At 69.8% G+C, this 26,457-nt stretch carries 25 protein-coding genes and 2 tRNA genes; 18 read left to right on the forward strand and 9 right to left on the reverse strand.

Going from position 1 to position 26,457, the window contains the following annotated elements:
- Positions 1 to 15 precede the first annotated feature (15 nt).
- The 4 genes from ABZU76_RS09505 (at position 16) to ABZU76_RS09520 (ending at position 2,389) form a co-directional block, all read left to right on the forward strand.
- Positions 16 to 360, forward strand: coding sequence for a WhiB family transcriptional regulator (locus tag ABZU76_RS09505; protein WP_354866838.1), 345 nt, complete (start codon positions 16 to 18; stop codon positions 358 to 360).
- Positions 357 to 614, forward strand: coding sequence for a hypothetical protein (locus ABZU76_RS09510; protein ID WP_354866840.1), 258 nt, complete (start codon positions 357 to 359; stop codon positions 612 to 614). The genes ABZU76_RS09505 and ABZU76_RS09510 overlap by 4 nt, the downstream gene beginning before the upstream one ends.
- 594 nt (positions 615 to 1,208) lie before the next feature.
- The gene (locus ABZU76_RS09515; RefSeq protein ID WP_354866842.1) at positions 1,209 to 2,210 is read left to right on the forward strand and encodes a class I SAM-dependent methyltransferase; all 1,002 of its coding nucleotides are present in this window, start codon (positions 1,209 to 1,211) and stop codon (positions 2,208 to 2,210) included.
- The gene (locus ABZU76_RS09520; RefSeq protein WP_354866844.1) at positions 2,207 to 2,389 is read left to right on the forward strand and encodes a hypothetical protein; all 183 of its coding nucleotides are present in this window, start codon (positions 2,207 to 2,209) and stop codon (positions 2,387 to 2,389) included. The genes ABZU76_RS09515 and ABZU76_RS09520 overlap by 4 nt, the downstream gene beginning before the upstream one ends.
- A gap of 419 nt (positions 2,390 to 2,808) precedes the next feature.
- On the opposite strand, the gene ABZU76_RS09525 is transcribed toward ABZU76_RS09520, so the two are convergent.
- The 3 genes from ABZU76_RS09525 to ABZU76_RS09535 form a co-directional block, all read right to left on the reverse strand.
- Positions 2,809 to 3,747: a hypothetical protein gene (locus tag ABZU76_RS09525; protein ID WP_354866846.1), complete on the reverse strand. Its 939-nt coding sequence runs from the start codon at positions 3,745 to 3,747 to the stop codon at positions 2,809 to 2,811.
- 102 nt (positions 3,748 to 3,849) lie between these two features.
- Positions 3,850 to 5,181 (reverse strand): AarF/ABC1/UbiB kinase family protein, encoded by a 1,332-nt coding sequence (locus tag ABZU76_RS09530; RefSeq protein WP_255638686.1) that lies wholly within the window; start codon positions 5,179 to 5,181, stop codon positions 3,850 to 3,852.
- Between the two features lie 54 nt (positions 5,182 to 5,235).
- Complete coding sequence (locus tag ABZU76_RS09535; RefSeq protein ID WP_354866848.1) at positions 5,236 to 6,273, reverse strand: hypothetical protein; 1,038 nt, start codon at positions 6,271 to 6,273, stop codon at positions 5,236 to 5,238.
- 221 nt (positions 6,274 to 6,494) lie between these two features.
- Between ABZU76_RS09535 and ABZU76_RS09540 the strand changes: the two genes are divergently transcribed.
- On the forward strand, positions 6,495 to 7,007 hold the full coding sequence (locus ABZU76_RS09540; protein WP_354867596.1) for a M48 family metallopeptidase: 513 nt from the start codon (positions 6,495 to 6,497) through the stop codon (positions 7,005 to 7,007).
- 688 nt (positions 7,008 to 7,695) lie between these two features.
- On the opposite strand, the gene ABZU76_RS09545 is transcribed toward ABZU76_RS09540, so the two are convergent.
- Complete coding sequence (locus ABZU76_RS09545) at positions 7,696 to 9,123, reverse strand: zinc-dependent metalloprotease (protein ID WP_354866850.1); 1,428 nt, start codon at positions 9,121 to 9,123, stop codon at positions 7,696 to 7,698.
- A gap of 89 nt (positions 9,124 to 9,212) precedes the next feature.
- Here ABZU76_RS09545 and ABZU76_RS09550 point away from each other — a divergent pair, with 89 nt between their 5' ends.
- Positions 9,213 to 10,334 (forward strand): PDZ domain-containing protein, encoded by a 1,122-nt coding sequence (locus ABZU76_RS09550; RefSeq protein WP_354866852.1) that lies wholly within the window; start codon positions 9,213 to 9,215, stop codon positions 10,332 to 10,334.
- An 81-nt stretch (positions 10,335 to 10,415) separates the two neighbouring features.
- Here ABZU76_RS09550 and ABZU76_RS09555 read toward each other — a convergent pair whose 3' ends face one another.
- The gene (locus ABZU76_RS09555; RefSeq protein ID WP_220246568.1) at positions 10,416 to 10,976 is read right to left on the reverse strand and encodes a PPA1309 family protein; all 561 of its coding nucleotides are present in this window, start codon (positions 10,974 to 10,976) and stop codon (positions 10,416 to 10,418) included.
- A 165-nt stretch (positions 10,977 to 11,141) separates the two neighbouring features.
- Here ABZU76_RS09555 and ABZU76_RS09560 point away from each other — a divergent pair, with 165 nt between their 5' ends.
- The 3 genes from ABZU76_RS09560 to ABZU76_RS09570 all read left to right on the forward strand — a co-directional run bounded on the left by ABZU76_RS09560 (position 11,142) and on the right by ABZU76_RS09570 (position 16,249).
- On the forward strand, positions 11,142 to 14,129 hold the full coding sequence (locus ABZU76_RS09560; protein ID WP_354867599.1) for a UPF0182 family protein: 2,988 nt from the start codon (positions 11,142 to 11,144) through the stop codon (positions 14,127 to 14,129).
- 67 nt (positions 14,130 to 14,196) lie between these two features.
- Positions 14,197 to 14,270: transfer RNA gene (locus tag ABZU76_RS09565), tRNA-Met, on the forward strand.
- Between the two features lie 770 nt (positions 14,271 to 15,040).
- Positions 15,041 to 16,249, forward strand: a complete 1,209-nt coding sequence (locus ABZU76_RS09570) for a cytochrome P450 (protein WP_354866854.1) — start codon at positions 15,041 to 15,043, stop codon at positions 16,247 to 16,249.
- On the opposite strand, the gene ABZU76_RS09575 is transcribed toward ABZU76_RS09570, so the two are convergent.
- Positions 16,242 to 17,648 carry an FAD-dependent monooxygenase gene (locus ABZU76_RS09575; RefSeq protein WP_354866856.1) on the reverse strand — a complete coding sequence of 469 codons (1,407 nt, stop codon included), beginning with the start codon at positions 17,646 to 17,648 and terminating at the stop codon, positions 16,242 to 16,244. The two genes, ABZU76_RS09570 and ABZU76_RS09575, sit on opposite strands and share 8 nt — an antisense overlap.
- Positions 17,649 to 17,725: 77 nt before the next feature.
- Here ABZU76_RS09575 and ABZU76_RS09580 point away from each other — a divergent pair, with 77 nt between their 5' ends.
- The 9 genes from ABZU76_RS09580 to ABZU76_RS09620 all read left to right on the forward strand — a co-directional run bounded on the left by ABZU76_RS09580 (position 17,726) and on the right by ABZU76_RS09620 (position 24,038).
- Entirely contained in the window at positions 17,726 to 18,343 is a 618-nt protein-coding gene (locus ABZU76_RS09580) for a TetR/AcrR family transcriptional regulator C-terminal domain-containing protein (RefSeq protein WP_354866858.1), read from the forward strand.
- Positions 18,344 to 18,396: 53 nt separating this feature from the next.
- Positions 18,397 to 18,470, forward strand: a tRNA-Met gene (locus ABZU76_RS09585).
- Between the two features lie 259 nt (positions 18,471 to 18,729).
- The gene (locus tag ABZU76_RS09590; protein WP_220246572.1) at positions 18,730 to 19,230 is read left to right on the forward strand and encodes a helix-turn-helix transcriptional regulator; all 501 of its coding nucleotides are present in this window, start codon (positions 18,730 to 18,732) and stop codon (positions 19,228 to 19,230) included.
- A 63-nt stretch (positions 19,231 to 19,293) separates the two neighbouring features.
- The gene (prfB, locus tag ABZU76_RS09595; RefSeq protein ID WP_354866860.1) at positions 19,294 to 20,397 is read left to right on the forward strand and encodes a peptide chain release factor 2; all 1,104 of its coding nucleotides are present in this window, start codon (positions 19,294 to 19,296) and stop codon (positions 20,395 to 20,397) included.
- A 206-nt stretch (positions 20,398 to 20,603) separates the two neighbouring features.
- Entirely contained in the window at positions 20,604 to 21,293 is a 690-nt protein-coding gene (gene ftsE / locus ABZU76_RS09600; RefSeq protein ID WP_220246574.1) for a cell division ATP-binding protein FtsE, read from the forward strand.
- 58 nt (positions 21,294 to 21,351) lie between these two features.
- Complete coding sequence (ftsX, locus tag ABZU76_RS09605; protein ID WP_220246575.1) at positions 21,352 to 22,245, forward strand: permease-like cell division protein FtsX; 894 nt, start codon at positions 21,352 to 21,354, stop codon at positions 22,243 to 22,245.
- Positions 22,246 to 22,412: 167 nt separating this feature from the next.
- Positions 22,413 to 22,598, forward strand: a complete 186-nt coding sequence (locus ABZU76_RS09610) for a hypothetical protein (protein ID WP_354866863.1) — start codon at positions 22,413 to 22,415, stop codon at positions 22,596 to 22,598.
- Between the two features lie 64 nt (positions 22,599 to 22,662).
- A complete protein-coding gene (smpB, locus tag ABZU76_RS09615) occupies positions 22,663 to 23,145 on the forward strand; it encodes an SsrA-binding protein SmpB (protein ID WP_354866865.1) in 483 nt (160 codons plus the stop codon).
- Positions 23,142 to 24,038, forward strand: a complete 897-nt coding sequence (locus tag ABZU76_RS09620) for an amidohydrolase family protein (protein WP_354866867.1) — start codon at positions 23,142 to 23,144, stop codon at positions 24,036 to 24,038. The genes smpB and ABZU76_RS09620 overlap by 4 nt, the downstream gene beginning before the upstream one ends.
- Here ABZU76_RS09620 and ABZU76_RS09625 read toward each other — a convergent pair.
- From ABZU76_RS09625 to ABZU76_RS09635, 3 genes are all read right to left on the reverse strand, one after another.
- Complete coding sequence (locus ABZU76_RS09625) at positions 24,028 to 25,365, reverse strand: acyltransferase (RefSeq protein ID WP_354866869.1); 1,338 nt, start codon at positions 25,363 to 25,365, stop codon at positions 24,028 to 24,030. The genes ABZU76_RS09620 and ABZU76_RS09625 overlap by 11 nt on opposite strands.
- A gap of 94 nt (positions 25,366 to 25,459) precedes the next feature.
- Positions 25,460 to 25,696: a hypothetical protein gene (locus ABZU76_RS09630; protein WP_354866871.1), complete on the reverse strand. Its 237-nt coding sequence runs from the start codon at positions 25,694 to 25,696 to the stop codon at positions 25,460 to 25,462.
- A 79-nt stretch (positions 25,697 to 25,775) separates the two neighbouring features.
- Entirely contained in the window at positions 25,776 to 26,417 is a 642-nt protein-coding gene (locus ABZU76_RS09635; RefSeq protein ID WP_354866873.1) for a response regulator transcription factor, read from the reverse strand.
- Positions 26,418 to 26,457: the final 40 nt, after the last annotated feature.

Below are 26,457 nucleotides of genomic sequence, written 5' to 3' on the forward strand. Positions count from 1 at the left end.
AGAAGGAGCACGGAAATGTCGTCCGCCATCGCCTTCGCCGAGGGTTTCGACCTCGGTATCGGCGACCTGCTCGACGGGGTCGCCGCCCCCGAGTTCGACCTGCCCTGCCGTTCCCGCGACGCCGACCTCTGGTTCGCCGAGTCTCCCGCCGAGCTCGAGCGCGCCAAGGCCCTGTGCGCCGACTGCCCCGTCCGCGAGGCCTGCCTCGCGGGTGCCCTCGCCCGGCGCGAGCCTTGGGGCGTCTGGGGTGGCGAGATCTTCGAGCGCGGTGCCGTCATCGCGCGCAAGCGGCCCCGTGGCCGCCCGCGCAAGAACGCCGCCCTCGAGCCCGCCGCCGCAGCCCGGAGCGCCGCCGCATGACCGTCGAACTCATCACCATCCGCGACTACGAAGCGCGCACCCGCGAACCCGACCGCGCGCACCCGCTACCCAAACAGCTCGATACTCAGGAGACCAGCGAAATGTTGCTTCACGAAGAACTGTCCCGGGCCCGAATACGGGACTTCCACCAAGAATCCCAAGCGCTGCGCCCCTGGCGCCGCGCCCGAGCCGCCCGCCGGTGGTCTCGCCTCGCCCGCTGGGCGGCGGACCGCTCGAAGAGGTTTGAGGACTGAGTGATCTTCCGGCCTTTGAGGCTCTGAGGCTCGACGTCGCTGAGGCTGGTAAGCCTCTGCGGCGCTGAGTCTCGGGTCCTTGATGCGCTGAAGCGTTGAGGCTCGGAGGGTCTTGGAGGCTTGACGTCCTTGAGGTTGGCAGCCCTCTGAGGCGCTGAGTCTCGGGGCGTGGAGGTCATTCAGATTCCTTCGGAGTCTCTGAGGTCTTTGGGCCTTCGAAGTCCTCGGTTTGTTGTCCGTGTGGAGGGCCGGTCACCCGTGTGGTGACCGGCCCTCCGGCCATTTTGGGTTTGTCAGCATCGGGGATGCGGGCAGCCGCGTCGGCCTCTTCGGTGCTTCGGTGCTTCGCGGCTGTCGCTGCGGTTCCGGTTCGCGGGGCGGATCCCTGCCGGATTCGGCTTCCCGGCCGCGAAGTTCGTCGCTTCGGCCGCTCGAACTGTGCAGCGTGGGCGTTCTTGGTCGGTAGCCACCGGTCAGCCACTTGGCGCCTCATCTGTTCCCCGCAGTGCTGCCGGGTCACCGCGGGCATTTTCCGGTCGCAGAAGCCGGTTTGTCGGCTCGGTTCCGGTGGGGCTTCGGGTGTTGAATGAGGTCGTGTCCGCTCATACGCACGACCACATCGACTGGGCCGACCGGCTGACTCAGCTCCGCACGGCCGACGCCCTCGACGCCAACGCCCTTTCGGCCATCGCCCAACGGCTGGTCGCCGCCCTGCCCCCGACCCCGACGATCGTCGACCTCGGTTGCGGCGCGGGCGGCATGAGCACCCACTTCGCCCGCGCCCTGGCCGCCCACGGCGGCGGCACCCTCGTCCTCGTCGACGCGACGCCGGAGCTGCTCGCCGAAGCCGAGAAGTCGGTCCGGGCAGCCGTCGACACCGCCTCGAACGTTGACGGCGCGGCCGATGCGCAGACCGCGCCCGACGACGTTGTAGGCCCCGGTTCGGCCGGAAGCCGGCCGGCGTCGGGCGACCGCGCGGACGGTGGTTCGACCAATGCGGCCGCCGGCGCCGTCGAGATCCGGGCGGTGCGGGGTGACCTCGCGGATGCCGGGCTGCCGGGGTCGTTGCCCGCGGCGGATCTGGTGTGGGCGTCGCGCGTGGTGCACCACTTGCCGGACCAGCAGGAAGCCTTGGGGACGGTCGCGGCGGTCGCGAAGGCGGGCGGGCTGGTCGCGCTCGCCGAGGGCGGGCTCGACTTCCGTTGCCTGCCTTGGGACCTGGGCGTCGGCAGGCCCGGACTCGAGGATCGGCTGCTCGCCGCGCAGGCCGAGTGGTTCATCGGCATGCGCGAGGGGATCGAGGGCACCGTCGCGATGCCCTACGGCTGGTCCGTCGCGCTGGAGCGCGCCGGGCTCACCGACGTCGACTCCTTCGGCGCGCTCGTGCACCACCCCGCTCCGGGCCCCGCCATACTCGCGGACTACGTCGTCCACCGCGTCGCCCGCATCTTCGAGTTCGGCGGCGAGTACCTCACCCCGGACGACCGCGAAACCCTCACCTCCCTCCTCGACCCGAACAGCCCCCACCACCTCGCCGCCCGCCGCGACCTCTACCTCACCGGCGCGAAGACCGTCCACTGTGGCCGCCGCCCGTGACCGCCCCGGACCCCACCTGCTCCCGCTGCGGCCACGCCCGCTCCGCCGAGCCCGACCCGCTCGCCGCGCTGTCCTGGGTCTCGACCAAGGACAACGGCCGCGCCCAGTGGCTCTGCGCGAGCTGCGCCCGCGACCACGTCCGCGACATCGAAGCCAAACTCCCCGACGAGTACTGGTGACCCTCGGGCGACTCACCTTCCTTTCGCTGGTTGTCAGGGCCGGAGCCGACCGCGCGCTCTTTGCCTACTTGCCAGGACCCTTCGGACCGGCCCGCGGGCGGGGTCGCCGTGGGGACGAGCCGGTAGGCCTGCGCTCGCCGGCCGCCCGGGCTGTTGGCGGAGGCGCTGGCGCCGCCGTCTCCGTCTGGACCTTCCAGGTCGGCTGGTGGGCCGGTCAGCTCCGGCGGTGCGCGCGTGGTGTTCGGCCGAGCCGCGCGTGCTTTGCGGGGAGGCTCGGCGCGGCCCTCGCTCCGTGCGAACCTCCGGCAATGCCCGCGTGACCGGCGTGACCAACATGCGAACCGCTGGCCATGCCCGCCCGGGCGGTCGGCGTGACCGGCCCCCGGCCGCCAGTCCCGTCGTGGGCGCTCACCCCGGCGTCATGCTGCTGTCTCCCGGCGGTGCACCGCGCGGACCTTCGGGCGGGGCGTGCGGGCGGCCTGGGTGAAGGCGCGGACCAGTTCTTGGGTGATGTCGGCCGGGGTGTCGTTGAGTTGGCGGGGCGTGCAGCGCACGAGGACGGTGCCGGTGGCGGTCAGAGCGAGGTGGCTGAAGTCGGTGGGGCCGGCGGCCGTGCGGTAGCGCCAGGCGAGGCCGACCTGGTCCCACCAGGCGTCGGCGACGCCGATGCGGCGGCCGCGCAGGTCGCAGACCGTGACGTTCCACTGGGGGGCCGGCAGGGGAGTCTGGCGGAGGAGGCGCAGGGCCTGGCCGTGGGTGAAGGTTTCGCGGTCGTCCAACCCGCGCAGCACGGCGCGGACCGCTGACGACCCGCGTTGGTTGCCGGCGTTCAGTTCGGCCAGGAGTTCGGCGCGGTCGCACAGGCCCCAGAACAGCGGGAGCGTTGCCAGGCGTTCGACGGCCTTCGGGTCGCTCTCGCGGCGCGCCAGGTCAAGGGCGGCGCGCGGGGCGTCGGCGTAGGGGAGGCCGTCGATGATCACGGGCTCGGGCATGCGGGCGGTGCGGTAGGTCAGGACACCGGGTTCGGAACCCGGACGACGGTAGTGCGGCAGGAGCAGGTGGATCTCGCCGGTGAGCGGGTGGGTGACGCCGTGGGCACGCAGCGCGTCGGTGCCCGTGATGATGGCGTCGGGGCCGTAGCGCGCGATCGTGGCGTGCAACAGCTGTAATCGGGTCGGCGGTTTGTCCTGGATCACGAAGACGCCGGGGTACACGCGGCGCCACGGCCCGCCCGGCCGCGCCATCCTGGCGGCTCTACGGGTCGAGATCCCGGCGCTGCGCAGCTTCTTGAGGTCGATCACGCCGATCGACGTGGAGTCACGGTGAGCCACGTCCCGGATGCTTGCGGTAGTCGTCATGATTCGAGGATGACCGCTCGGCCATCCGAGTGGAACCGGCTTTTCAGATCTGTGGATAACTCCGTGAAACAGGCCCGTGGCACCGCCCGGCCTGTGGACAACTCAGCGAGCGAAACCGGGCTGCCAGCGTTCCACGATGCCGCGCGCCGGGACCTCCGCGTCGAGCTGGCAGAGGATGCCGGTGGACCCCGCCGTGACGCGGTGGATCATCAGGTACTCCGGCGGCAGGTTCAGCGACCGGCCGACGCGAAAGTCGCTGCCGCGGGTGTCGCCGACGCGGCCGGCCTGGCGTTGCATCCAGCGGCGCGTGAAGTGGAACGTCGGCGTGGCCAGCGGTTCCGTGAACGGCGCCAGATACGCGAGCACCTCGTCGGCGGCGAGGTCGGAGTCGGTGCGGACGAAACGGTTCTCGCGCAGGAGCCGCATGAGGTCGTCGGACTCGCCGTCGAGGGCCAGGCGGGTCATCTCGCCGAGGTGGCGCGGAATGCCGTTGGGCAGCTTCGCGACGCCGCCGAAGTCGAGCACACACAGGCGGCCGTCGTCGGTGACCATGAAGTTGCCGGGGTGCGGGTCGGAGTGCAGCAGGTGCGCCCGCGCCGGCGACGAGTAGTGGAATTCCATCAGCAGCCGGCCCGCGAGATTGCGCGTCTCCTGGTCGCCGCCCGCGATGACCTTGGCCAACGGCGTCCCCGTGGCCCACTCGGTCACCACGACCTTCGGCGCGCTCGCCACCACGCGCGGGATGAGGAACGCGGGATCGCCCTCGAACGCCTTCACGAACGCGCGCTGGTTGTCGGCCTCGTTGAGGTAGTCGAGCTCCTCGTCCATGCGGTCGGCGAGCTCCGCCATCAGCGGCTTCACGTCGGTGCCGGGCACGAACGCCTGGAACAGCCTGCTGAAACGCTGCAGCTGCCGCAGGTCGCTGCGCAGCGCCTCGTCGGCCCCCGGGTACTGGACCTTCACGGCGACCTCGCGCCCGTCGTGCCACGTGGCGCGGTGGACCTGGCCGATGCTGGCCGACGCCGCCGGGACGTCGTCGAAGTGCTTGAACCGGCCTTCCCACGAACGGCCGAGCTGCTGGGCCAGCACTCGGCGCGTCTGCTGCGCCGACATCGGCGGCGCGGCCGACTGCAGCTTGGTCAGCGCTTCGCGGTACGGCTTGGCCATGTCGTCGGGCACCGCGGCCTCGAAGACGCTCAGGGCCTGGCCGAACTTCATCGCGCCGCCCTTGAGCGTGCCCAGCACCTCGAACAGCTGCTCCGCGGCCTTCGCCGACAGCGTCGCGCTCACCTGTTCCGCGCTCTGGCCCGCGAGGCGCTTGCCCCATCCGCCGACGGCTCGGCCGGCTATCCCGAGGGGAATGCTGGCGAGTTTCGCGGTGCGCGCCGCACCTCGGCGCGGCATTGCGGATTCGCGGTCTGCGGAGTCGGTCACCCTCCGATTCTGCCTTGGTGACCTTGGTGGCCGCAGCCTGCCAGGGGGTGTGGGCTACGTCTCCGGCGGTGCTTCGGGCGCTCCGCAATCGCAGTCCGGGTGCGGTTCCCAGTAGCGGTGGCGCAGGTGGCCTTCGAACGGATCGAGCTCGAGCGTGCTGTTCCACGTCGGCGGCGGCTCGGCGCTCGGCGACAGCACGCGCAGGGCCTGCGCCACGGCCAGCGACGCACACGCCTGGACGGACCCGAGATCGGGCCGCTGGTCGACGTCCACGAGCTGGGTCGCGAGGCGCGGCCACGAGTCGTCGAGGTCGGTCTTGCTCAGGTCGCAGCAGCGCAGGCACGTGCTTCGCCCCGGCACGACGAGCGGGCCGACGAGGATCGTGCCGTCGCGGACGCGGGCCGGCAGGTGGGCGACGCCGTCGTCGACCAGCTCCGCCACCAGTTCCGGGGCGGGCACGACGGCGTCGGTGAGCACCACGACGTCAGGCGCGCGCTGCAGGTTGCGGGCGGTGCTGACCTCGGGCGAGACGCGGGCCAGCACGTTCTGGGTGGCTTTTCGACGCGGCAGGCCCAGCTCGGCGGCGGTGAAGCCCGAGCCGAGGTCGGCTTCGGTGACGACGCCGCCGGAGCGGACGTCGATGTGCCCGACCCCGGCGTTGGCCAGCAGCACGGCGACGGCCACGGCGATCCGGCCATCACCCCGGACGGCCACCAGGCTCTGGCGTCTTCGCTCGGTGAGCGCGGTCTGGTGGTGGCGGGCGCGCAGGGACCAGAAGCCGGTCTCGACGCGCCTGGACGCGGGGCTCGGCGCCTCCGTGACGAGGCCCAGCGCGGTGAGCTGTTTGAGCAGAAGTTGAAGCTGGTCGCGGTGTTCGCTCTCGGCGAGCACCGCGTCGAGGCGGCGGCTGCCGTCGAGCCGGCGCACGAGCGCGACGACGCTCGGCGCCAGCCCGGTGGCCACCACGCCGTGGCGCGGGTCGAGGCCGATCTGGACTTCGTCGTTGCCGCGTTCGAGCACGTGGAGGCCCGGGAGCAGCGTGGGGTAGGTCGGGAGGAGGACGTTCGGCGGGGGAACTGTGGACAGCGTCATGATGATCAGCTTGACACCTCCGCGGCGGCCGGCTGGCGCTCAAAGCCGAGTTATCCACAGGCAAGGCGAGTTGTGGACAACTCGGGGCTGTGACCTTTCGACGCTCCCAAGTTGTCGGTCGGTGGCCTTACCGTTGTCGGGTGGTCGAAGCACGGATGCCCGCACTGCGGGGCCGGGGCGGAACGAACCCCCCGTCGGACACTCCTGAACACAAGGTCGAGGTGCGGCGCAGCGCGCGCCGGCACCGGACGGTCACCGCGTACTGGAAAGACGACACCCTCGTGGTGCTCATCCCGGCACGGATGACCCGCGCGGAAGAGAGGCACTGGGTCGCGGAAATGGAGCGCAGGCTGCTGCGCACCGAACCGCGGAAAGTCGCGTCGCCGAAGTCCTCGGACGACGCGCTGCTGGCACGCTGCGCCCTGCTGGCGGCGAAGTACGTCGATCCACGGGCGATACCCGCGAGCGTGCGCTGGGTGCCGCCCATGCGCACCCGCTGGGCCTCCTGCACGCCCGTCGACGCGACCATCCGCGTCAGCGACCGCCTGACGCGCGTGCCGCAGTGGGTCCTGGACTACGTGCTGGTCCACGAGCTCGCCCACCTGCGCGAACCGGGGCACGACGCGGCGTTCTGGTCGCTGGTCAACCGGTACCCGAAGACGGAACGCGCGATCGGGTATTTGGAGGGGCTGTCGGCGGCGGCCGGGTGGGGGATTTCGGACGAGGAGGACTGAGCGGAACTGGTCCCTTTGCCTGAGCTGGGGACAGTGGCTCGCGAGCGCGGACAGGCGGTGAGGCTGCGGCCCAAGGCTTGGCAGCAAGCTGGGGCGATCGAGAGTTCGTGCCACGGCTGGGCCGGCTCGCAGGAGATGGATCGGGTCGGCCGACTCCGGGCAGTCTTGGTCGAGCAGGCCGATTGGATCTGAGCGCGACGGCAACGGACATCGCTGCCGAAGTGTGCAACGCAGGCTCGTTGGCGAGCGGCTTGGGCCACGGGGTCCGGCCGTCTTGCGGAATGGCTCGGACTGAGCAGGTGCCACGACACCGGCGCGTGGGCGAGCGGCTGTTGTGGCGGCCGGGTGGCGGTCCACAGTGCTTCGCAGGCAGCCGAGTCTCGTCGTGCAGTCGTGCAGTCGTGCAGTCGGGCGGGCGGGCTGGCGGCAATGGCTGGGGCCGGTCGGCCCGCTGCGGGCGTTCTTGATCGAGCATGCCGAATGGATTCGGGCCCACTCGGCAGCACAGCTCGCCACCTAGCGGCGACGTACGAGGCGGCCGCGCTCGGTGGCGGGCAAACGTTGGTCAGACGCCGGGGTTGGCGGCCGTCTTGCGCTGAGGGGGTGCAACAGGGAGTTGTTGAGAGCCCGCAAAGCATCCGGTCCTCCGTCGCGAAGGCGGCGGAGGACCGGGGCTGGACCGAGGGGATCAGGAGGTCGGGTTGTCGCCCTTGTCCTGGTCCGAGTCGGAGGCCGAGTCCGGCTTGACATCCGAGCCCGAGCCCGAGTCCGAACCAGAGGCCGGCGAAGACGCTGAAGCAGAGCCAGACTCCGCTGCCTCGCGCTTCTCCGTCTTCTCCAGCTCCGCGATCGGATCGAAGTCCTCGCCCAGGACCGGGGTCTCGCCGAGGCGGTCGGCGAAGTCCAGGGGCTCGTCGAGGTCCTCGGCGGTGGGCATGAGGTCCGGGTGGGACCAGAGGCCGTCGCGCTTGTCGACGCCGTGGCGGTCGCCCACGAGTTTCCACAGGGAGGAGGCGGCGCGCATGCGGCGGGGGCGCAGTTCGAGGCCCACGAGGGTCGCGAAGGTCTGCTCGGCGGGGCCGCCCGTGGCGCGGCGGCGGCGGAGCGTCTCGCGCAGCGCGTCGGCGCCCGGCAAGCGGTCGCCGATGGCCTCGGCGACCACGACGTCCACCCAGCCCTCGACCAGGGCGAGCAGGGTTTCGAGCCGCTTCAGAGCCGACTCCTGCTCGGGCGTGGTCTTCGGCTCCAACAGCCCGGAGGACATGGCCTCTTCGATGCTCGCCGGGTTCGACGGGTCGATCTGGCCGGCCAGCGACTCCAGTGCGGACGTGTCGACGGTGATCCCGCGCGCGAACTCCTCCACGGTCGCCAGCAGCCGCTGCCGCAGCCACGGCACGTGGGCGAACAGGCGCTGGTGCGCGGCCTCGCGCGCGGCGAGGAACACGAGTACCTCGCTGTTGGGGACCTCGAGCCCCTCGGTGAACTTCTCGATGTTCGCGGGCAGCAGCGCCGACGTGTTGGCCGGGCCCAGCGGCAGGCCGACCTCCGTGGACGTCAGCACCTCCTGGGCCAGCTGCGCGAGTGCGTTGCCGAGCTGGGAGCCGAAGGCCATCCCGCCCATCTGCCCCATCATGGACAGCAGTGGCCCGGCGGCCTGCTTGGCCTCCTCGGGCAGCGCTTGGATCCACGCGCCGGACACCTGCTGCGCGACCGGATCGCAGAGCCGCTGCCACGTGGGCAATGTCTTCTCGACCCACGTGCGCGCGGACCACGCGACGGTGGTGTTCGCGCCGGCGGGAAGGATCGTCGCCGCGTCGAGCCACAGCTCCGCCAGGTGCGCGGCGTCGCGCACGGCCGTGGACGAGTCTCCAGTGCCCGACGCGAAGCCGATCTTGCCGTCGTCGCTGCCGCTCAGGTTCTGGAGTGCGATCTGTTTCGCCAGGTCGTAGTTCACCGGCCCGCTCGACGAGCCCGCCTGGCTGAGCATCTGGCCCAGCTGGCTCAGCATCTGCCCGAGCTGGTTGAACGCCTCCGCGCCTGACGGCTGCTCCGAGGGGTCGTTGTCGCCTCGTCTGTCGGGATCGGGCGGTCCGAAACCGAACGGGGGTTTGCTCATACGTCCACCGTACGCGGGTAGGGCCTCTCCCAGCGCGTCAACCATGGCCTTCACCGGGAAGCGAACACGGTCACCGTACGCTGTCGCTCGTGACCAAACCCGACGAGGAGACCGCGACCGCGAGCAGCCGGACCGAGCCGTCGAGGGAACCGGCGCGCGACGAGCGCCGCCTGACGCGCCGCGGCTGGACCTTGCTGGTCAGCGGCGCGCTGTTCCTGGTGTTCGTCGTAACCGGTTTTCTGGTCCAGGTGCCGTATGTGGCCATCAGCCCGGGTCCGACGTACGACACGCTCGGTCGCGACGCCGCGGGCAACGAAGTCGTCCAGGTCAAGGGCCACGAGACGTACCAGACCAACGGCGAGCTGCGCATGACCACCGTGTCGCTCAACGACGGGATCAACCTCTTCACCGCGCTCGGCCTCTGGGCCAGCGGCCGCTACGCGCTCGCGCCGCGCGAGGAGTACTACCGCCCCGGCGAGACCAACGAGCAGGTCAAGCAGGAGAACATCCAGCAGCTTCAGGACTCCCAGAGCAACGCCCAGGTCGCCGCCCTGCGCCACCTCGGCTACCCCGTGGAGGTCCTCGCCAAGGAGATCGTGTCCGGCAGCCCCGCCGACCACGTGCTCGCGCCCGGCGACAAGCTGGTCACCGTCAACGGCACGAAGGTCACCGAAGCCGCCGACGTCGCCAAGGCCCTCACCAACACCAAGCCCGGCCAGACCGTGCAGATCACCTTCCAGGCCGACGGCCAGCCCGAACGCACCGTGCCGATCACGCTCGCCAAGCGCGACGACCGCACGCAGGGCTTCATGGGCCTCACGGCCGTCGACCACGCGATCGCACCGTTCAACGTCAACATCTCGCTGCAGGACGTCGGCGGCCCCTCGGCCGGCCTGATGTTCACGCTGGCGATCATCGACCGCCTCACCCCGCCCGGGAAGTCGGACAACAACCTCGCCGGCGGCCGGCACATCGCGGGCACGGGCGAGATCTCCGAGACCGGCGAGGTCGGCCCGATCGGCGGCATCTCGTTCAAGGTCGTGGGCGCGCGCGAGGCCGGGGCGACCGACTTCCTCGTGCCGGAGCACAACTGCGCCGAGGCGAAGTCGGCCGTGCCGGACGGGCTCAACCTGATCAAGGTGTCCACTCTGGACGACGCGCTCACCCAGCTCCAGAACCTCAAGGCCGGCCGGCCCACGGCGCACTGCTGAGGAAGAAGAAGTGCCAGCACCTGTCCTGAACCGGAGGCCCCCACGCGGATGCCCCCGGCTCGACGGGGCTCACGGCAGGACTCAGGGCAGGAAGGTCGTCTTCAACGCGTCGAGCAGGTTCGGCGCGAGGTCGGGGCTCTCCACGATCTCGTCGACGGCGTCCACCTCGGCCGCAGAATCGTCGGGTCGCGTCCCGCGCAGCCGCATCACGCAAGCCACGTCGCCCTCGCGCAGCACCGCCGCCACGAGCCGCGCCTCCGTGCGCCGCGGGTGGTCGGCCGCCGCGCGGCGCAGGCGTTCGGCGTCGGCCTCCGCGAGGCCTTCGAGCTCCGCCTCGACGTCGGGCGGCAACACGATGATCTCCTGCGCGAGCGCGCAGCCCACCACGATCTCGGGCCAGGCGATCCGGCCGAGCGACTCGGCGAGGTCACCTTCTGGCAACGCTTCTTGCGCCACGGGCGTCAGCGGGTTCGCACGGTCGAGCTGGCCGGCCAGCTCGGGCTGCTCGTCGAGCAGGGCCGCGGTGGGCACCAGCGCGAACAGCTGCGGTGGCTGGTCCCAGCCCCCGGACGCGACGAACTCTTCGACTTCCCGGGCCAGGCCGGCGACGGGGTTGGCGGCGGGCGGCTCACTCGGCTGCATGGCGACATCGTCGCAGGCCGGTCCCCGCGCTGTCGTGCGACGTCCGATTCGGGCGGTCCCGGGAACTCGGGAACCCATCCGTAGAGTTAGACCGTCAGGGGACGACGCCGTCCCCGCGAACGTGTTCACGAAGACAGGAGCGTTGCCGTGGCGACTCGGCCCCCGGTGAGCCTGAAGCTGTCCCGCCGCAGCAGGATTCTCCTCATCATCGCCGCGGTGATCGTGCTGGCGCTGCTGCTGGGTGTGAGACTGCTCGACACCTACGTCGACTGGCTGTGGTTCGGCGAGGTCCACGCGCGCTCGGTGTTCACCACGGAACTCCTCACCCGGATAGTCCTCTTCGTGGCCGTCGGGCTCCTCGTGGGCGGTTCACTCGCGATCAGCCTCATCATCGCCTACCGCACGCGTCCGGTGTTCGTGCCCGTCTCGGGCAGCGACGACCCGCTCTCGCGCTACCGCTCGATGATCGTGAGCCGCATCCGGCTGTTCGGCATCGGCATCCCGGTGATCACCGGACTCATCGCCGGCGCGTCCGCGATGGGCGACTGGCAGACGATCCAGCTGTTCCTCAACGGCACGTCGTTCGGCCAGAAAGACCCGCAGTTCGGGATCGACATCGGCTTCTACGCGTTCACCCTGCCGTTCGTGAACTGGCTGCTCGGCTGGCTGTTCGTCACGGTCGTCGTCTCGTTCTTCGGCGCGCTGATCGCCCACTACATCTTCGGCGGCATCCGCCTCGCCGGCCGCGGCGGCCAGCTGGCGGGCCCGACGCGCGCCCAGCTCGCCATCACCGTCGGCATCTTCGTGCTGCTGAAGGCGGCCGAGTACTTCTTCGACCGGTACAACTTGCTGCTGTCCGACCGCGACATGCCGCTGTTCAACGGCGCCACCTACACCGACCTCAACGCGGTGCTGCCGGCGAAGCTGATCTTGCTGTGCATCTCGGTGATCTGCGCGATCGCGTTCTTCGCGGGCGCGTTCCTGCGCAACCTGCAGCTGCCGGCGATCGCGCTCGTGCTGCTGATCCTTTCGGGCGTTCTGGTGGGTGTCGCGTGGCCCGCGATCCTCGACCAGTTCTCGGTGAAGCCGAACGCGAACGACAAGGAAGCGACGTCGATCCAGCGCAACATGGACGCGACGCGCTCGGCGTTCGGGCTGACGAACGTGAAGTACGAGGACTACAAGGGCAGCAACCAGGCGAGCCAGGACCAGGTGAAGGCCGACACGGGCACCGTGTCCAACATCCGGCTGCTCGACCCGAACGTGCTGTCCGACACCTACACCCAGCTCGCCGGCGGCCAGAACTACTACGGCTTCCCGGCGAAGCTCGACATCGACCGCTACACCGTCAACGGCTCCACGCAGGACTACATCGTGGCGGCCAAGGAGATCAAGACCGACGGGCTCACGGGCAACCAGACCAACTGGATCACCAAGCACCTCGTGTACACCCACGGCAACGGCTTCGTCGCCGCGCCGGCCAACACCATCAACCGCGCTGTCACGGACGTGTCCGACACGAGCAGCGCCGGCTACCCGCTCATCGGCACCAGTGACACGAAGAACCCCACCGGTGCCGGCTCGGTCGGTGGCAAGCCCGGCATCAAGGTCGACCAGCCACGCATCTACTACGGCGAGCTGGCCGACCAGAACGACTACGCGATCGTCGGCGGCACCCCCGGCAAGGCGCCGGGCGAGTCCGACTCCCCGGACCAGAAGAATTACTACTACAACGGCACGGGCGGCGTCCCGCTCGACAACTGGTTCAACCGGCTCGCCTTCGCGGCCGAGTACGGCGAGCGCAACATCCTCTTCTCCGACGCCATCGGCGACGGCTCGAAGATCATGTACAACCGCACCCCGCGTGACCGCGTCAGCAAGGTCGCGCCGTGGCTGACGCTCGACGGCGACCCGTACCCGGCGGTCGTCAACGGCAAGATCGTGTGGATCGTCGACGGGTACACCACGCTGAACAACTACCCGTACGCGCAGCAGACGCAGCTCGGCGACGCCACCAACGATTCGCTCAACGGCGTCACGCGCCAGGCCAACAACTCGATCAACTACATCCGCAACTCGGTGAAGGCGACCGTCGACGCGTTCGACGGCACGGTCACCCTGTACTCGATCGACGACAAGGAACCCGTGCTCAACGCGTGGGAGAAGGTGTTCCCGGGCCTGGTGAAGCCGAGCTCGGAGATCCCGCCGGACCTGCGTGCGCACTTCCGTTACCCCGAGGACCTGTTCAAGGTCCAGCGTGAGCTGCTCGCCCGGTACCACGTGGACAACCCACAGCAGTTCTACGCGCAGCAGTCGTTCTGGAGCGTTCCGCAGGACCCGACGGAAGACGGCAGCGCGACCACAGCGGCGGCGAACGTTGCCAACCAACCCGGCTATTACGTCCTCGCCGACGCAGCGGGTGAAGGCACACCGACGTTCCAGCTGACCAGCGGGCTCACCGGTCTGCAACGGCAATACCTCGCGTCGTGGATGTCGGTGTCGTCCGATCCCGGGGATTACGGCACCATCCGCGTGCTCCGACTACCCACGATCACCGGTGCGAATCAAGTGGACGGGCCGGTTCAGGTGCAGAACAGGTTCCAGAGCGACCAACAGGTCGCTTCGGACCGGACACTGCTCAACAACCCCAACGTGATCCCCATCTACGGCAACATGATCACGTTGCCGGTCGCCGACGGGTTCCTCTACGTCGAACCGGTGTACATCAGACAGCGCAACCAGCTGAGTTACCCGCAGCTGGCCCGCATCCTGGTGTCGTTCGGCTCGAAGGTCGGCTACGCGCCGACGCTCAACGAGGCACTGGACCAGGTGTTCGGCAAGGGCACCGGTGTGGCGGCGACCACACCGGTCGAAGGGGCACCACCGTCCTCGTCGACACCGCCGACCTCAACGTCGCCGACCACGCCGACCACCCCGCCGGCCAACTCGGGCGGCTCGAACCCGGCCCTCGACAAGGCGGTGACCGACATCCAGTCGGCGCTGGCGAAGCTCAAGGCCGCGCAACAGTCGGGCAACTTCGCTGATCAAGGCACCGCCCTCGCGGCCCTCGACGACGCGGCGAAGCGGTACGAGGCGGCCAAACCCGCCACCCCGCCGTCCGGCAGCGGCGCCCCGCAGCAACCCGGCGGGTGACCTCGCGAACGGTAGTGGCACCCGCTTTGCACCTGGCTGAAACCCAGGCGTAAGGTAGGTGTCACGACGCGGGGTGGAGCAGCTCGGTAGCTCGCTGGGCTCATAACCCAGAGGTCGCAGGTTCAAATCCTGTCCCCGCTACAGAGGTAGGAGGCCCGTGCTTGCGGAGATCGCAAGCCGGGCCTCTTTCGTGTTTTCCCCGGGGGTCGAACCCCCGGACCCCCGCCAGGGAGGGCTTCGCCCCCCTGGACCCCCCGGTGAGGTCGCCTTGGGTGGTGAGGTGGTGGTGGGTGGTGAGTTAACTTTCGGGCTCGCCAGTGGCTGAGCTGCCTTGGAACCCCTGGTGAGTTGTGTGGGGTGGCGGTTGGTGAGCGGTGAAGGTTCGGGGCTGGTTGGTGGCTGAGCTGTGTTGGGGCGCTTGGTGGGTTGGCCTGGGCGTGAGGGAACGTCCTGACTCGCGTTGGTGGGTGTGGTGTCTCGGGTGGCGATGTGGTCGGTGGTCGTTGTGCTGTGCCGCTGGGAACTCACGGTGAGGTTGCGTGGGTTGTGATGTGCGGTTGGTGAGGGGCTGTGCCCTTTGGCTTCCGCAGTGAGTTGCCTGGGGTGGTGCGGTGGCCGTTGGTGAGTTGTTGCTGGGGTTGGAGCGCAATCGAGAGAGGGCCGTCTTTCTCCTCGTACGCCCTGACTCTTTGGCCCTGCGGGGCGGCTCCTTCGCAGCGCCGGCCGTGGGGATTCCGCACACCATTCGGGCCGATCCGGTAGCTCTCCCTGCGCGTGGTCCTCCGGACGGGACCGTGGATCCCTCAGCCCGCTCACATTGCCGCTCCAGACGGCCCCCGCGAGTAGCGGGGGGTGTTGGGGTGGGGCGGGAATAGGGTGCGGGGATGGGTGAAGGTGTGGGGTCCGCGGGGTTGGCGTTGACGTTGGGGGAGTTGGTCGGGGCGGCGAGGGGGGCGGATCCGTATGGGGCGTATGGGGAATGGCGGGGGCGGGCGCCTGTGGTGCGGGTCGCTGAAGGGGTTGTGGTGGTGCTCGGGTTCGGGGAGGCCGAGCGGGTGGTGACGGGGGCGGAGTTCGGGCATCCGGAGCCGGAGGTGGTCGGAGGTGGGGATCCGGATTTGCCGGTGGATGAGGCCGGACGCGTGGTGAGGGCGTTCGCGTTCCTGAATCCGCCGGATCACACGCGGTTGCGGAAGTTGGTGGGGAAGGCGTTCACGGCGCGGACGGTGGAGGGGCTGGTGCCGCGCGTGGAGGAGTTGGTGGGGAGGTTCGTCGGTCGGGTGGTGGAGGCCGGCGAGAGCGACCTGATGGTGGAGCTGGCAGTGCCCTTGCCGGTGACGGTGATCGCGGAGCTGCTGGGGGTGCCGGTCGAGGATCGGGAGCGGTTCGGGGCGTGGTCGGGGGCGATGGCGCGGGCGGCGGAGCCCGGGTTCTTGCTGGGGCCCGGAGTTGCGGAGGCGGCGGCGCGGGCGCGGCGGGAGTTCGTGGCGTACTTCAGGGAGTTGGCGGCTGAGCGGCGAAGGGCTCCGGCGGACGACCTGTTGTCGGCGCTCGTGGCGGTGTCGGATGAGGGGGAACGGCTCAGTGAGGGGGAGTTGCTGGTCACGTTGACGTTGTTGCTCGTGGCCGGGCACGAGACGACGACGAACCTGATCGGCAACGGGGTGTTGGCGTTGCTGCGGAATCCGGAGCAGTACGCGGCTCTGGCTCGAGATCAGGCGCGCGATGCGGCGTTGGCCGAGGGGGCCGTCGAGGAGATTTTGCGGTATGACTCGCCGATCCAGCTGACGATGAGAACGGCCCTGACCGACACGACTTTGGGCGGCGTCGAGCTGGCGGCGGGGACGACGGTGCTCGTGTTGGTGGGCGCGGCGAACCGGGATCCGCGAGTGCGCGACGAGCCGGACCGGTTCGACATCACCCGCGCGCCGGGGCGGCATTTGGCTTTCGGGCGTGGGATTCACTTCTGCCTGGGCGCTCCGCTGGCGAGGCTGCAGGGGCGCACGGTGTTGCGGGAGCTCGCGCGCCGGGCGCCGGAGCTGCGGCTGGCCGGCGAGCCGGCGTGGGCAGAGACGGTGACGTTGCGGGGCCTGCAAACGCTGCCCGTCGCGATCAGGTGACGGGCAGCCAGGCGAAGTAGCCGTCCGGACGGACCAAGGCGGCCGAAGCAAACGGCAGGTCCGGGAGGTCCGTTGTGGACAGTGGGCCCGGAACCGCAGGCAGGCCTGACAGGTCGGCGCCCGGGGTGGTGAGCAGAACGTGGTGGCCCGTGTGGAACAGGGTGCTGGCCCAGGCGCCGCCGGGGAGACGGAAGTCGGGGAGGCGGGTGCCGGTGAGCGGGTGGGCGTGCGGGGGCGCGGGGTAGCGGACGGCGAGGCCGGAGACCAGGCCGGACAGGTGGTGGGACACCTCGGGCAGGTCGGCGAGCGTGGTGAAGAGCGCGCGCAGGGCGCGGCTGGAGCGGCTTTGCGGGATGAGGCCGTTCTGGGCCGCCACGTTGTCGAGCACGGCGGCCCCGACGGCGCGGCGTTCGGGCTCGTACGTGTCGAGCACGTCGTCGAAGCCGTTGAGGGCCGCGGCGAGCTTCCAGCCCAGGTTGGCGGCGTCCTGAACGCCCAGGTTGAGGCCCTGGCCGCCGGCGGGGAAGTGGATGTGGGCGGCGTCGCCGGCGAGGAGGACGCGGCCGACGCGGTACTGCGCGGCCAGGCGGGACGCGTCGGAGAAGCGGGACATCCAGCGGATTTCCTTGATCACCGCCGGGCCGTAGGTCGCCGCGAAGGCCGTGTGGACCTCGGCCTCGGTGACCGGTGAGCCGAACGTCGCGGGTCGCCGGGCGCGATCGCCGAAGGTCAGGCGGTACAGGAGCGGCTCGGCGAGGGGGATGAGGCCGCAGAAACCCGTGGCGCCGGTGGACTGGACCATTCCGCGCATCGACGTCCACGTGCCGGCCGCGCGGTCGGGGACGCGGTCGACGACGACGTCGGCGACCACGCCGTAGCCGTTGCCGTCCTCGCCTTCGAAGGGCACGTCCAGCAGCTTGCGCACGGTGCTGCGGCCGCCGTCGCAGCCGACCAAGTAGCGGCAGCTCAAGACGAGCTCCGGCGTGACCACGCGAACGCCCGAAGCGTCCTGCGACAGCCCCACCAGCTCGTGCCCGCGCAGCACCTTGCCGCCGAGTTCCGAGAACCGCTCTTCCAGCAGCTCCTCGACCTGCGCCTGCGGGATGCCCAGCTGGTACGGGCGCCGCGTGTCCCACCCCGCGTAGCTGATCGGGACGGCAGCGAAGTGTCCCTCCTGGACGGTGGCGAACGCGCGTTCCTCCGCTCTCGGCAGCAGTCCGCGCAGGTCCAGCACCTCCGCCGTGCGCGGCTGCAGGTTCAGCGCCTTCGACAGGCCGGTGCGCTCGGGCAGCCGCTCGACCACCACGGCGTCGACGCCGGCCAGGCGCAGCTCGGCCGCCAGCATCAGGCCCGTCGGGCCGGCCCCGGCGACGACGACATCGGCGTGCAGCTCGTTCATGACCACTCCTTAACTTTGTTAAATTGACCCGTCGCCACAGTGCCCTTAACATCGTTAAATTGTCAAGGAGGTAACCCGTGGCACTGACCAGGCGGGACATCGCGCGCTCGGGACTGCGCCTGCTCAACGAGGTGGGCCTCAACGGACTGACGCTGCGCCTGATCGCCGGCGACCTCGGCGTGAAGGCGCCCGCGCTGTACTGGCACGTCAAGAACAAGCAGGAGCTGCTCGACGAGATGGCCACGCAGATGCTCGCCGACGCCGCGGCCGAGCGCGTGCCACCGGACGGGCTCGACGCGTGGCAGCGCCTGGAGCACTTGGCCACGCGTCTGCGCGACGCGCTGTTGACCTACCGCGACGGTGCGAAGGTCTTCTCCGGCACGTTCCTCACCGACACGAGCCTGGTCGGCCCGCCTCCGCTGCAGGAGCGGATCGACGCCGGGCTCGACCCCGTGCGCGCCGCCCGGGCGCACTTCGCCGTTTACAGCTTCGTGATCGGGTTCACCATCGAAGAGCAGGCCGTGTACCCGGTGCGCGGCCAGCGGGACGAGCGCTACGGCCCCGACGACGCGGCCGCCGCTGTGCTGGGCGACCCCGAAGCCGGATTTTCCGATGGGCTGGCCATCGTGCTCGCCGGGGCCCGGCTGTGGCTCGACGGGCCATCGTCGCAGGTGGAGACATCGCAAAGCCCTTAAGTGGGGGTGCCTGAAAACCCCTGGAGCCCCCATGTAATCTATTAACACAACGACGCGGGGTGGAGCAGCTCGGTAGCTCGCTGGGCTCATAACCCAGAGGTCGCAGGTTCAAATCCTGTCCCCGCTACTGTCGAAAAGCCCGGTTTGCACATGGTGCAAGCCGGGCTTTTTCGTGCGCTGACCTGCCGGTTCGCTCGGGTGGTGGTTGCGCTCGGACCCCTTGGTCGTTTTGCGCCGGAACTAGCGCCCTCGCGGTTGCGGAGCGTGTCCGGGTCCACAGTGGACCTGCTTCCGGATTGGGCCGAACGAGGGGATAACACTAGCCACAATGGACAGATCCCGAGGCCACTGTGGACATACCGCCGAAGAAGTGGGAACGTAGAGGTGTGTCCGAATTGAATGCAACAGCCGCCGCTCTGCTCGGTCTCCTCCACGACGGTCCCGCCACGGGCGGGCAGCTGGTCGCGGGAGCCGACGAGCGCTTCGGCGCCTTCTTCAGTGTCACCCGCAGCCAGGTCTACCGCGAGCTCCCGGCGTTGTCCAAGGAGGGCCTCGTCCGGCTGGGCAAGCAGGGTCCGCGCTCGAGCCAGCAGTACGTGCTGACCGCGGCCGGCAAGAAGGCCTTCAAGACGTGGCTCACGTCCGAGGCCGGTCCCGACCACCTGCGCAGCCCGCTCATCCTGCGGCTCGTGCACGCCGGTTCGCTCACGGCGAAGCAGCGCACCGCTCTGCTCGAGACCGCCCGCGGCACCTACCAGGTGCAGCTCGACGAGGCCAGGACGGCCACCAAGTCGGCCGACGGCCCCTACGCCAAGGCCGTCGCCGAATTCGCGCAGGCGCAGGCCAAGGCCGCTCTGAAGCTGCTCGACGCCATCCCGTCGGCCTGACCCACGCCACAGCCCACGACCGGTTCGCAACCGGTCGTGGGTTTTGCCGTAACCTTGGTAAACGTGAGTGATGAGTTCGATGCGGCCCTCAAGGACCTGACCGGCAAGCTGACGCAGATCGAGTCGGTGATGGACCTCGATGCGCTGCGTGCGCAGGTCGCGGAGCTCGAGAGCCAGGCCTCCAGCCCCACCCTCTGGGACAACCCGGAGGAGGCGCAGAAGGTCACCAGCCAGCTCTCGCACCGCCAGAGCGAGCTGCGCCGCGTCTCCGACCTGCGTTCGCGCCTCGACGACCTGGGCGTGCTCTACGAGCTGGCCGAGGCCGAGGGCGACGCCGGCAGCATGCAGGAGGCGGAAGGCGAGCTCACCGACCTCGGCAAGGACGTCGACGCGCTCGAGGTCCGCACACTGCTGTCCGGTGAGTACGACGACCGCAACGCCGTCGTCACCATCCGCGCGGAGGCAGGCGGCGTCGACGCGGCCGACTGGGCCGAGATGCTGCTGCGCATGTACCTGCGCTGGGCCGAGCGCCACGGCTACCCCACCGACGTCTACGACATCTCCTACGCCGAAGAGGCGGGCATCAAGTCGGCGACGTTCAAGGTGAGCGCCCCGTACGTCTACGGCACCCTCTCGGTCGAGCAGGGCACGCACCGCCTGGTGCGGATCTCGCCGTTCGACAACCAGAGCCGCCGCCAGACGTCCTTCGCCCACGTCGAGGTGCTGCCGGAGGTCGAGGAGGTCGACCACGTCGATATCGCGGAGAAGGACATCCGCGTCGACGTGTACCGCTCGTCGGGCCCCGGTGGACAGAGCGTGAACACCACCGACTCCGCGGTGCGCATCACGCACCTGCCGACCGGCATCGTCGTCTCCTGCCAGAACGAGAAGTCGCAGCTGCAGAACAAGGCCGCGGCGCTGAAGGTCCTTCAGGCCCGCCTGATGCTGCGCAAGAAGGAAGAGGAGCGGGCCGAAATGGACGCCCTCAAGGACGGCGGCTCCAGCTGGGGCAACCAGATGCGCTCGTACGTGCTGCACCCGTACCAGATGGTCAAGGACCTGCGCACCGACTTCGAGGTCGGCAACCCGAGCGCCGTGCTCGACGGCGAGATCGACGGCTTCCTCGAGGCGGGCATCCGCTGGCGCAAGCAGGCCGCGGTCGCGTAACCACCGGCTGCGTGAGTCCACTGTCGCCTGATCGAAACAGGCGGCAGGGATCCACTGTCGACACCCGGAACCGATTCCGGGGCAAGGGACTTCAGCTACCGTCCGGCGCGGCAAACGCCACGCTTGGCGACGGCGGGGGTCCCTTGCTCGTTTCGGGGGCACGGGCAACCCGGGCTTAACGAGGCCCATGGGTAGTATGCCGAACCGTGATCCGGCTCGAAGAGGTTTCCAAGGTCTACAAGACCTCGACCCGTCCTGCCCTCGAACGGGTGTCGGTCGAGATCGACAAGGGTGAGTTCGTCTTCCTCATCGGCCCTTCGGGTTCCGGGAAGTCGACGTTCCTGCGCCTGTTGCTGCGCGAAGAGGTCCCGAGCAAGGGCCGCGTGATGGTGTCCAACTTCGACGTCGCCAAGCTCGCGCGGCGCAGGGTCCCCCGCCTGCGCCAGACGATCGGCTGCGTCTTCCAGGACTTCCGCCTGCTGGCCAACAAGACCGTGGCCGAGAATGTCGCGTTCGCGCTCGAGGTGATCGGCAAGCCGCGCCTGACCATCAAGAAGGTCGTGCCGGAGGTGCTGGAGCTCGTGGGCTTGGAGGGCAAGGCCGACCGCCTGCCCAACGAGCTCTCCGGTGGCGAGCAGCAGCGCGTGGCGATCGCGCGCGCGTTCGTGAACCGGCCGCTGGTGCTGCTGGCCGACGAGCCGACCGGGAACCTGGATCCCGACACGAGCCAGGACATCATGCTGCTGCTGGAGCGCATCAACCGCACGGGCACGACCGTGCTGATGGCCACCCACGACCACTCCATCGTGGACTCGATGCGCCGCCGGGTCGTCGAGCTGCAGCTCGGCCGCGTGATCCGCGACGACGCCCGCGGGGTGTACGGCATCGGTCGCTGAGCGACCCGCCGCCCGCCTTCCCCGACAGCCCCGACCCAACAAGGGACAGACACCTGCGATGCGTGCCAGTTTCGTCTTCAGCGAGGTCCTCACCGGTTTGCGCCGGAACGTCACGATGACCATCGCGATGATCCTCACCACGGCGGTCTCCCTCGCCATGCTCGGCGGTGGCCTCCTGGCCGTGCGGACGATCGACAAGATGAAGGCGAACTTCCTCGCCGAGGTCGAGGTCCAGGTCAGTCTGGTCGAGGACATCAGCGCCAACGACAAGAACTGCTCGCAGCCGCTGTGCAGCGGGCTGCGCGAGTCGCTGCAGAACAACCCCGGCGTCGAGTCTGTGGTGTACGAGAACCGCGACCAGGCCTACGACCGGTTCAAGAAGATCTTCGCGAGCCAGCCCGAGCTGCTGGAGCTCACCGGCCCGGAGGCGCTGCCGGCGTCGCTGCAGGTGAAGCTGAAGGACCCGGACCGCAGCGCCGCGATCATCGCGGAGTACTCGGGCAAGCCCGGTGTGCGCAAGGTCGACGACCAGAAGAAGTTCCTCGACCGCGTGTTCAACGTGTTCAACGGCATCCGCAACATCGCGTTCGGGATCGCGCTCATCATGGCCATCGCGGCGCTGCTGCTGATCGCGAACACCATCCAGGTGTCGGCGTTCACCCGGCGCACGGAGGTCGGCATCATGCGGCTGGTCGGCGCGACCCGGTGGTACACACAGCTACCGTTCCTCCTGGAGGCGGTGGTCGCCGGCGTGGTCGGTGCCGTGCTCGGCATCCTGTTCCTGCTGGCTGCCAAGCTCACGTTCCTCGACTCCGTGCTCACCGGTGAGGTCTTCCCGCAGATCACCACGCTGGAGCTGCTGTTCCCCGTGGCGCCGATGCTGCTGGCCGTGTCGGTTGTGATCTCGGCGATCACCGGGTACGTCACGCTCCGCCTGTACGTCCGCCACTAGTTTCGCCTCGACGCCGCGTGGGCAGGATTTCGGTCCAGCCCACGCGGCGTTGTCGTTTTCAGCCCACGGCGGCCAGTACGGCGTCCAATTCGTCCACCTGGGACGGTGCCGGCAGCGCGTGCAGGGGACCGTCGGGGCGGACGACGGCGACCACCGGCTTCGACGCCGTGCGGTTCGAGGGGCTGGCCGCCCGCGCCTGCGTGTTGCCGGCCGCGCACCGCCTCGACGAGCTGCACGCGAGGCTCGAAGGTGAGCTGGGCGTCGGCCCGTCTCCACGGTTGCCGCAGCTGCGGAGCTGCATCCAGGCCGACGAGTCCGGCACGCCGGATCGGTGGCCCAGCGCGGTGTCCTGACCAGGGGAGCGGTGCGGGGAAACCCTGTCGGCTCCCGCGGGGAAAACCACGTAGAGTTGACATCATGCCCAAGGAACGTGGACAGAAGGTCATCGCGTCGAACCGCAAGGCTCGGCACGACTACTCCATCCTGGACACCTACGAAGCGGGACTGGTGCTCCAGGGCACGGAGGTGAAGAGCCTTCGGGAGGGCAAGGCCTCGCTCGCCGACGCGTTCGCGACCGTCGACGACGGCGAGGTGTGGCTGCGCAACGTGCACATCCCGGAGTACACGCAGGGCACCTGGACCAACCACACGCCGCGGCGCACGCGCAAGCTGCTGCTGCACCGCGGCGAGATCGAGAAGCTGATCGGCAAGACGAAGGAGAGCGGCCTCTCGCTGGTGCCGCTGTCGATGTACTTCAAGGACGGCAAGGTCAAGGTCGAGATCGCGCTGGCCAAGGGCAAGAAGGCCTACGACAAGCGCCAGACGCTGGCCAAACGCGACGCCGAACGCGCCATCAGCAAGGCCATGGGCCGCGCGCTGAAGGGCCGGTTCACGGAGTGACGCTCGGTCCTACCTCGGACGCCGACGTCGCTCGGTGGACCGCTGCCCTCGGCCTCGACGGGCTCGTCGACATGCACGTGCACTTCCTGCCGAAGTCCGTGATGGACAAGGTCTGGGCCTACTTCGATCAGGCGCAGGAGCACTACGGCACCGAATGGCCGGTGCACTACCGGACGGCGGAGCAGGAGCGCGTGCAGACCCTGCGCGAGCTGGGTGTGACGCAGTTCGCACCGCTGGTCTACCCGCACAAGCCGGGGATGGCGGAGTGGCTCACGTCGTGGGTGCTGGAGTTCGCCGAGCAGGTGCCCGAAGCGGTGCCCACGGGCACGTTCTACCCCGAGCCGGCCGCCGCGTCCTCAGTGGACGCCACCCTGCGGGCCGGCGCGCGGTGCTTCAAGGCCCACGTGCAGGTCGGCAAGTACGACCCGCGAGACGACCTGCTGAAGCCGGTGTGGGGTTCGCTGGCCGACGCGGGCGTGCCCGTCGTCGTCCACTGTGGACATGGGCCGCTGCGCGGCGACTTCACGGGCCTGAACGTGTTCGCCGAGGTCCTCGAACGGCACCCGAACCTCACGGCCGTGCTGGCCCACGCGGCGATGCCCGAGTTCACCAGCGCGTTCGAGCTGATGGCGCGCTTCCCGCGCGTGCACATCGACACCACGATGGTCGGCGTGCCGTTCGCGCAGAAGATGTCGCCGCTGCCGCCCGACTGGACCGACCGGCTCGTCGAGTTCGCCGACCGCGTGGTGCTGGGTACGGACTTCCCGAACATCCCGTACTCCTACGCCACGCAGCTGCAGGCGATCGCCGGCTGGGCGGCCGACGATCGCCTGGGGGAGCCGTTCCTGCGGGCCGTGCTGCACGACACCCCCGCGAAGCTGCTCAGCGTTTGATCTTCGCCGCCTCCGTGATCGCGACGGCCCGGCCGAGCAGCGGCGTCAGCGACACCTGACGGCCGGCCAGCGCGAACCCGGTGGCGAGCAGCACGACCCAGGGGATCGGGCCGTGGGCGAAGCCTTCGCTCAGCGGCTGGAACCCGTGCGCGGCGAGCCCGAGCAGGCCACCGGACGCGAGCAGCCCGGCCAGCACGAGCTGCGGCGTCCGAGCGGTGACCACCACGTCGTCGCGCTGCGTTTCGAAGCGGGAGAACAACCGCAGCAGCACGAGCAGCACGGCGGCGCACAGCGCGAACCAGGCCGGTGCCATCACGAGCCACAGCACCGAACCGGGCGCCGGCGTCGCGTACCCGAGGCCGAGCACCGTCACGCCGGAGACGACGATCAGCGCCGGCATGTGCCAGAGGTACACGCTCATGAACCGCGCGCCGATCCAGCTCAGCGCGGTGCCCACACCAGGCCGGGCGGCCAGCGCGTTGAGTTGCGGGCGGAACGCGAGCAGCAGACCGAGCTGACCCACGGCCAGGAACAGCAGCAACACGGTGGGCGGGCTCATGTTCGACACCGGCGCGCCCGGCATGCCGATCATGCTGGCCGGGTACGGACCGAACGCGACCAGTAGCGCCGTGACCCCGAAACCGGCGGCGGACAACGCGAGCGCGCCACGGCGGGTCAGCTCACCGAGCCGGCCTTCCACGTAAGCGAAACCGAGCTGGTGCACGGCGACCCATACGAACACCGCGTTGACGTACCCGATCAGGCCGAGGTCGGCGAATCGCGCGACGTCGACGAGCGCGCCCGCCACGGCCATCACCAGCGGCACCCACAGGCCCCAGCGGCGGTGCGCCGCGACCATCAGCGGCGTGAGCAGCACCGTGAGCAGGTAGACGGACAGGAACCACAGCAGCTGCGCGGCGATCGAGCTCGCCACCTGCAGCGGCTGCGCCGGAATTCCCATGCCCTGCAGCAGATCCGGCACCACGAGCCACACGGCCAGCAGCGGAAGCACCGGCACCAGCAGCCTTCGGACGCGCGCGGCGAGCCACGCGCGGGAGGATTCCGCGCGGCGCAAGGAGATCAGGTTCGCCGCGCCGCCGGCGAAGAAGACCAATGGCATCACTTGCGAAAGCCACGTCACGACCCACCAGCCGGGCGTCGCGAGCGCGTTGCCCGTCACCAGCGTGCCGTGGGAGTAGGAAAGCACCGGCATCACCCAGTGCTGCGTGATCACGGCCAGGATCGCGCCTGCCCGCACCACGTCGAGGAACTTGTCGCGGCCGCCGGGAGCGACCGGTGTGCTGACCCGCAGCAGGCTCGTCGTCATGCCTCTAAGGCTGGTCGCCGCGGGCTTTTGAGACAGCGGGGTGAGCCGCCGAGTTCGACCTCCGGCCAGCCCGTGGTCGATACGGGGGTTGTCCCTACCTCAGGCCGTCGGACTCCGGTTCGGAGTGCGAGGGTTCCGAGTGCGTGGTGGCGCTCACGCGGTACTCCCAGCCGTGGTCGGTCATGCCGAGCTCGTACAGCGTCTCGATCTTCGGACCGCCGTGGAGGTGGATGTGGCGCACGATCGTGCCTGGGACCGGTTCCTCGTCTGCGAGCTCCTGGACACGGCCGTCGAGCGGACCGCCGAAGAAGCGGACGCTGCGGTCGGTCACCGGGAACTCCTCACCAGACATTGGTCCATGGTAAGCGAGGCCCTCACGCGCGTGCTGCCGCCAATACGGGTGACGGCCGTCAGCGGCCCAGGTACGTCAGGACCGCTCGCACCCGCCGGTGTTCTTCCGAGCTGGCTTCGAGACCGAGCTTGGAGAAGATGTTGCCGATATGCTTTTCGACGGCACCGTGCGACACCACGAGCCGGTTGGCGATCGCCGTGTTCGACAACCCTTGTGCCATCAGGCCCAGCACTTCCGATTCGCGCGCGGTGAGCGCGTCGAGCGGGTTGCGGCGCCCGCGGGCCATCAGCTGCGCGATCACGTCCGGGTCGATCGCGGTGCCGCCTCCCGCGACGCGGCGCACGGCGTCGAGGAAGTCGGCGACGTCGGCGACGCGTTCCTTGAGCAGGTAACCCACCCCGCCGGCGCCACCGGAGAGCAGCTCCACGGCGTAGCTCTCCTCGACGTATTGCGAAAGCACCAGCACGGGCAAGCCGGGCACGGCGGCGCGCGCGGCGAGGGCGGCGCGCAGACCTTCGTCGGTGAACGTCGGCGGCATGCGCACGTCGACGATCGCGAGGTCGGGCCGGTGTTCGGTGACCGCGCCGAGCAGGTCGTCACCGTTGTCGACGGCGGCGACGGTCTCGATGCCCTCGTCGGCGAGCAGGCGCGTGACCCCCGCCCGCAGCAGCACGGCGTCTTCGGCGATCACTACTCGCATCAGGCCCCCAGGCTCGTGAGAGAAAAGCTCCGGGGCTATT

Origin of the sequence: Amycolatopsis sp. NPDC005232 (assembly GCF_040607795.1) — a bacterium.
Lineage (GTDB): Bacteria > Actinomycetota > Actinomycetes > Mycobacteriales > Pseudonocardiaceae > Amycolatopsis.

Bases quoted from the DNA above. Each gene is read 5' to 3' on its own strand.
- ABZU76_RS09505 (WP_354866838.1), top strand. From the start codon at position 16: ATGTCGTCCGCCATCGCCTTCGCCGAGGGTTTCGACCTCGGTATCGGC.
- ABZU76_RS09510 (WP_354866840.1), top strand. From the start codon at position 357: ATGACCGTCGAACTCATCACCATCCGCGACTACGAAGCGCGCACCCGC.
- ABZU76_RS09525 (WP_354866846.1), bottom strand. From the start codon at position 3,747: ATGACGACTACCGCAAGCATCCGGGACGTGGCTCACCGTGACTCCACG.
- ABZU76_RS09535 (WP_354866848.1), bottom strand. From the start codon at position 6,273: ATGACGCTGTCCACAGTTCCCCCGCCGAACGTCCTCCTCCCGACCTAC.
- ABZU76_RS09545 (WP_354866850.1), bottom strand. From the start codon at position 9,123: ATGAGCAAACCCCCGTTCGGTTTCGGACCGCCCGATCCCGACAGACGA.
- ABZU76_RS09555 (WP_220246568.1), bottom strand. From the start codon at position 10,976: ATGCAGCCGAGTGAGCCGCCCGCCGCCAACCCCGTCGCCGGCCTGGCC.
- ABZU76_RS09575 (WP_354866856.1), bottom strand. From the start codon at position 17,648: ATGAACGAGCTGCACGCCGATGTCGTCGTCGCCGGGGCCGGCCCGACG.
- ftsX (WP_220246575.1), top strand. From the start codon at position 21,352: ATGCGTGCCAGTTTCGTCTTCAGCGAGGTCCTCACCGGTTTGCGCCGG.
- smpB (WP_354866865.1), top strand. From the start codon at position 22,663: ATGCCCAAGGAACGTGGACAGAAGGTCATCGCGTCGAACCGCAAGGCT.
- ABZU76_RS09625 (WP_354866869.1), bottom strand. From the start codon at position 25,365: ATGACGACGAGCCTGCTGCGGGTCAGCACACCGGTCGCTCCCGGCGGC.
- ABZU76_RS09635 (WP_354866873.1), bottom strand. From the start codon at position 26,417: ATGCGAGTAGTGATCGCCGAAGACGCCGTGCTGCTGCGGGCGGGGGTC.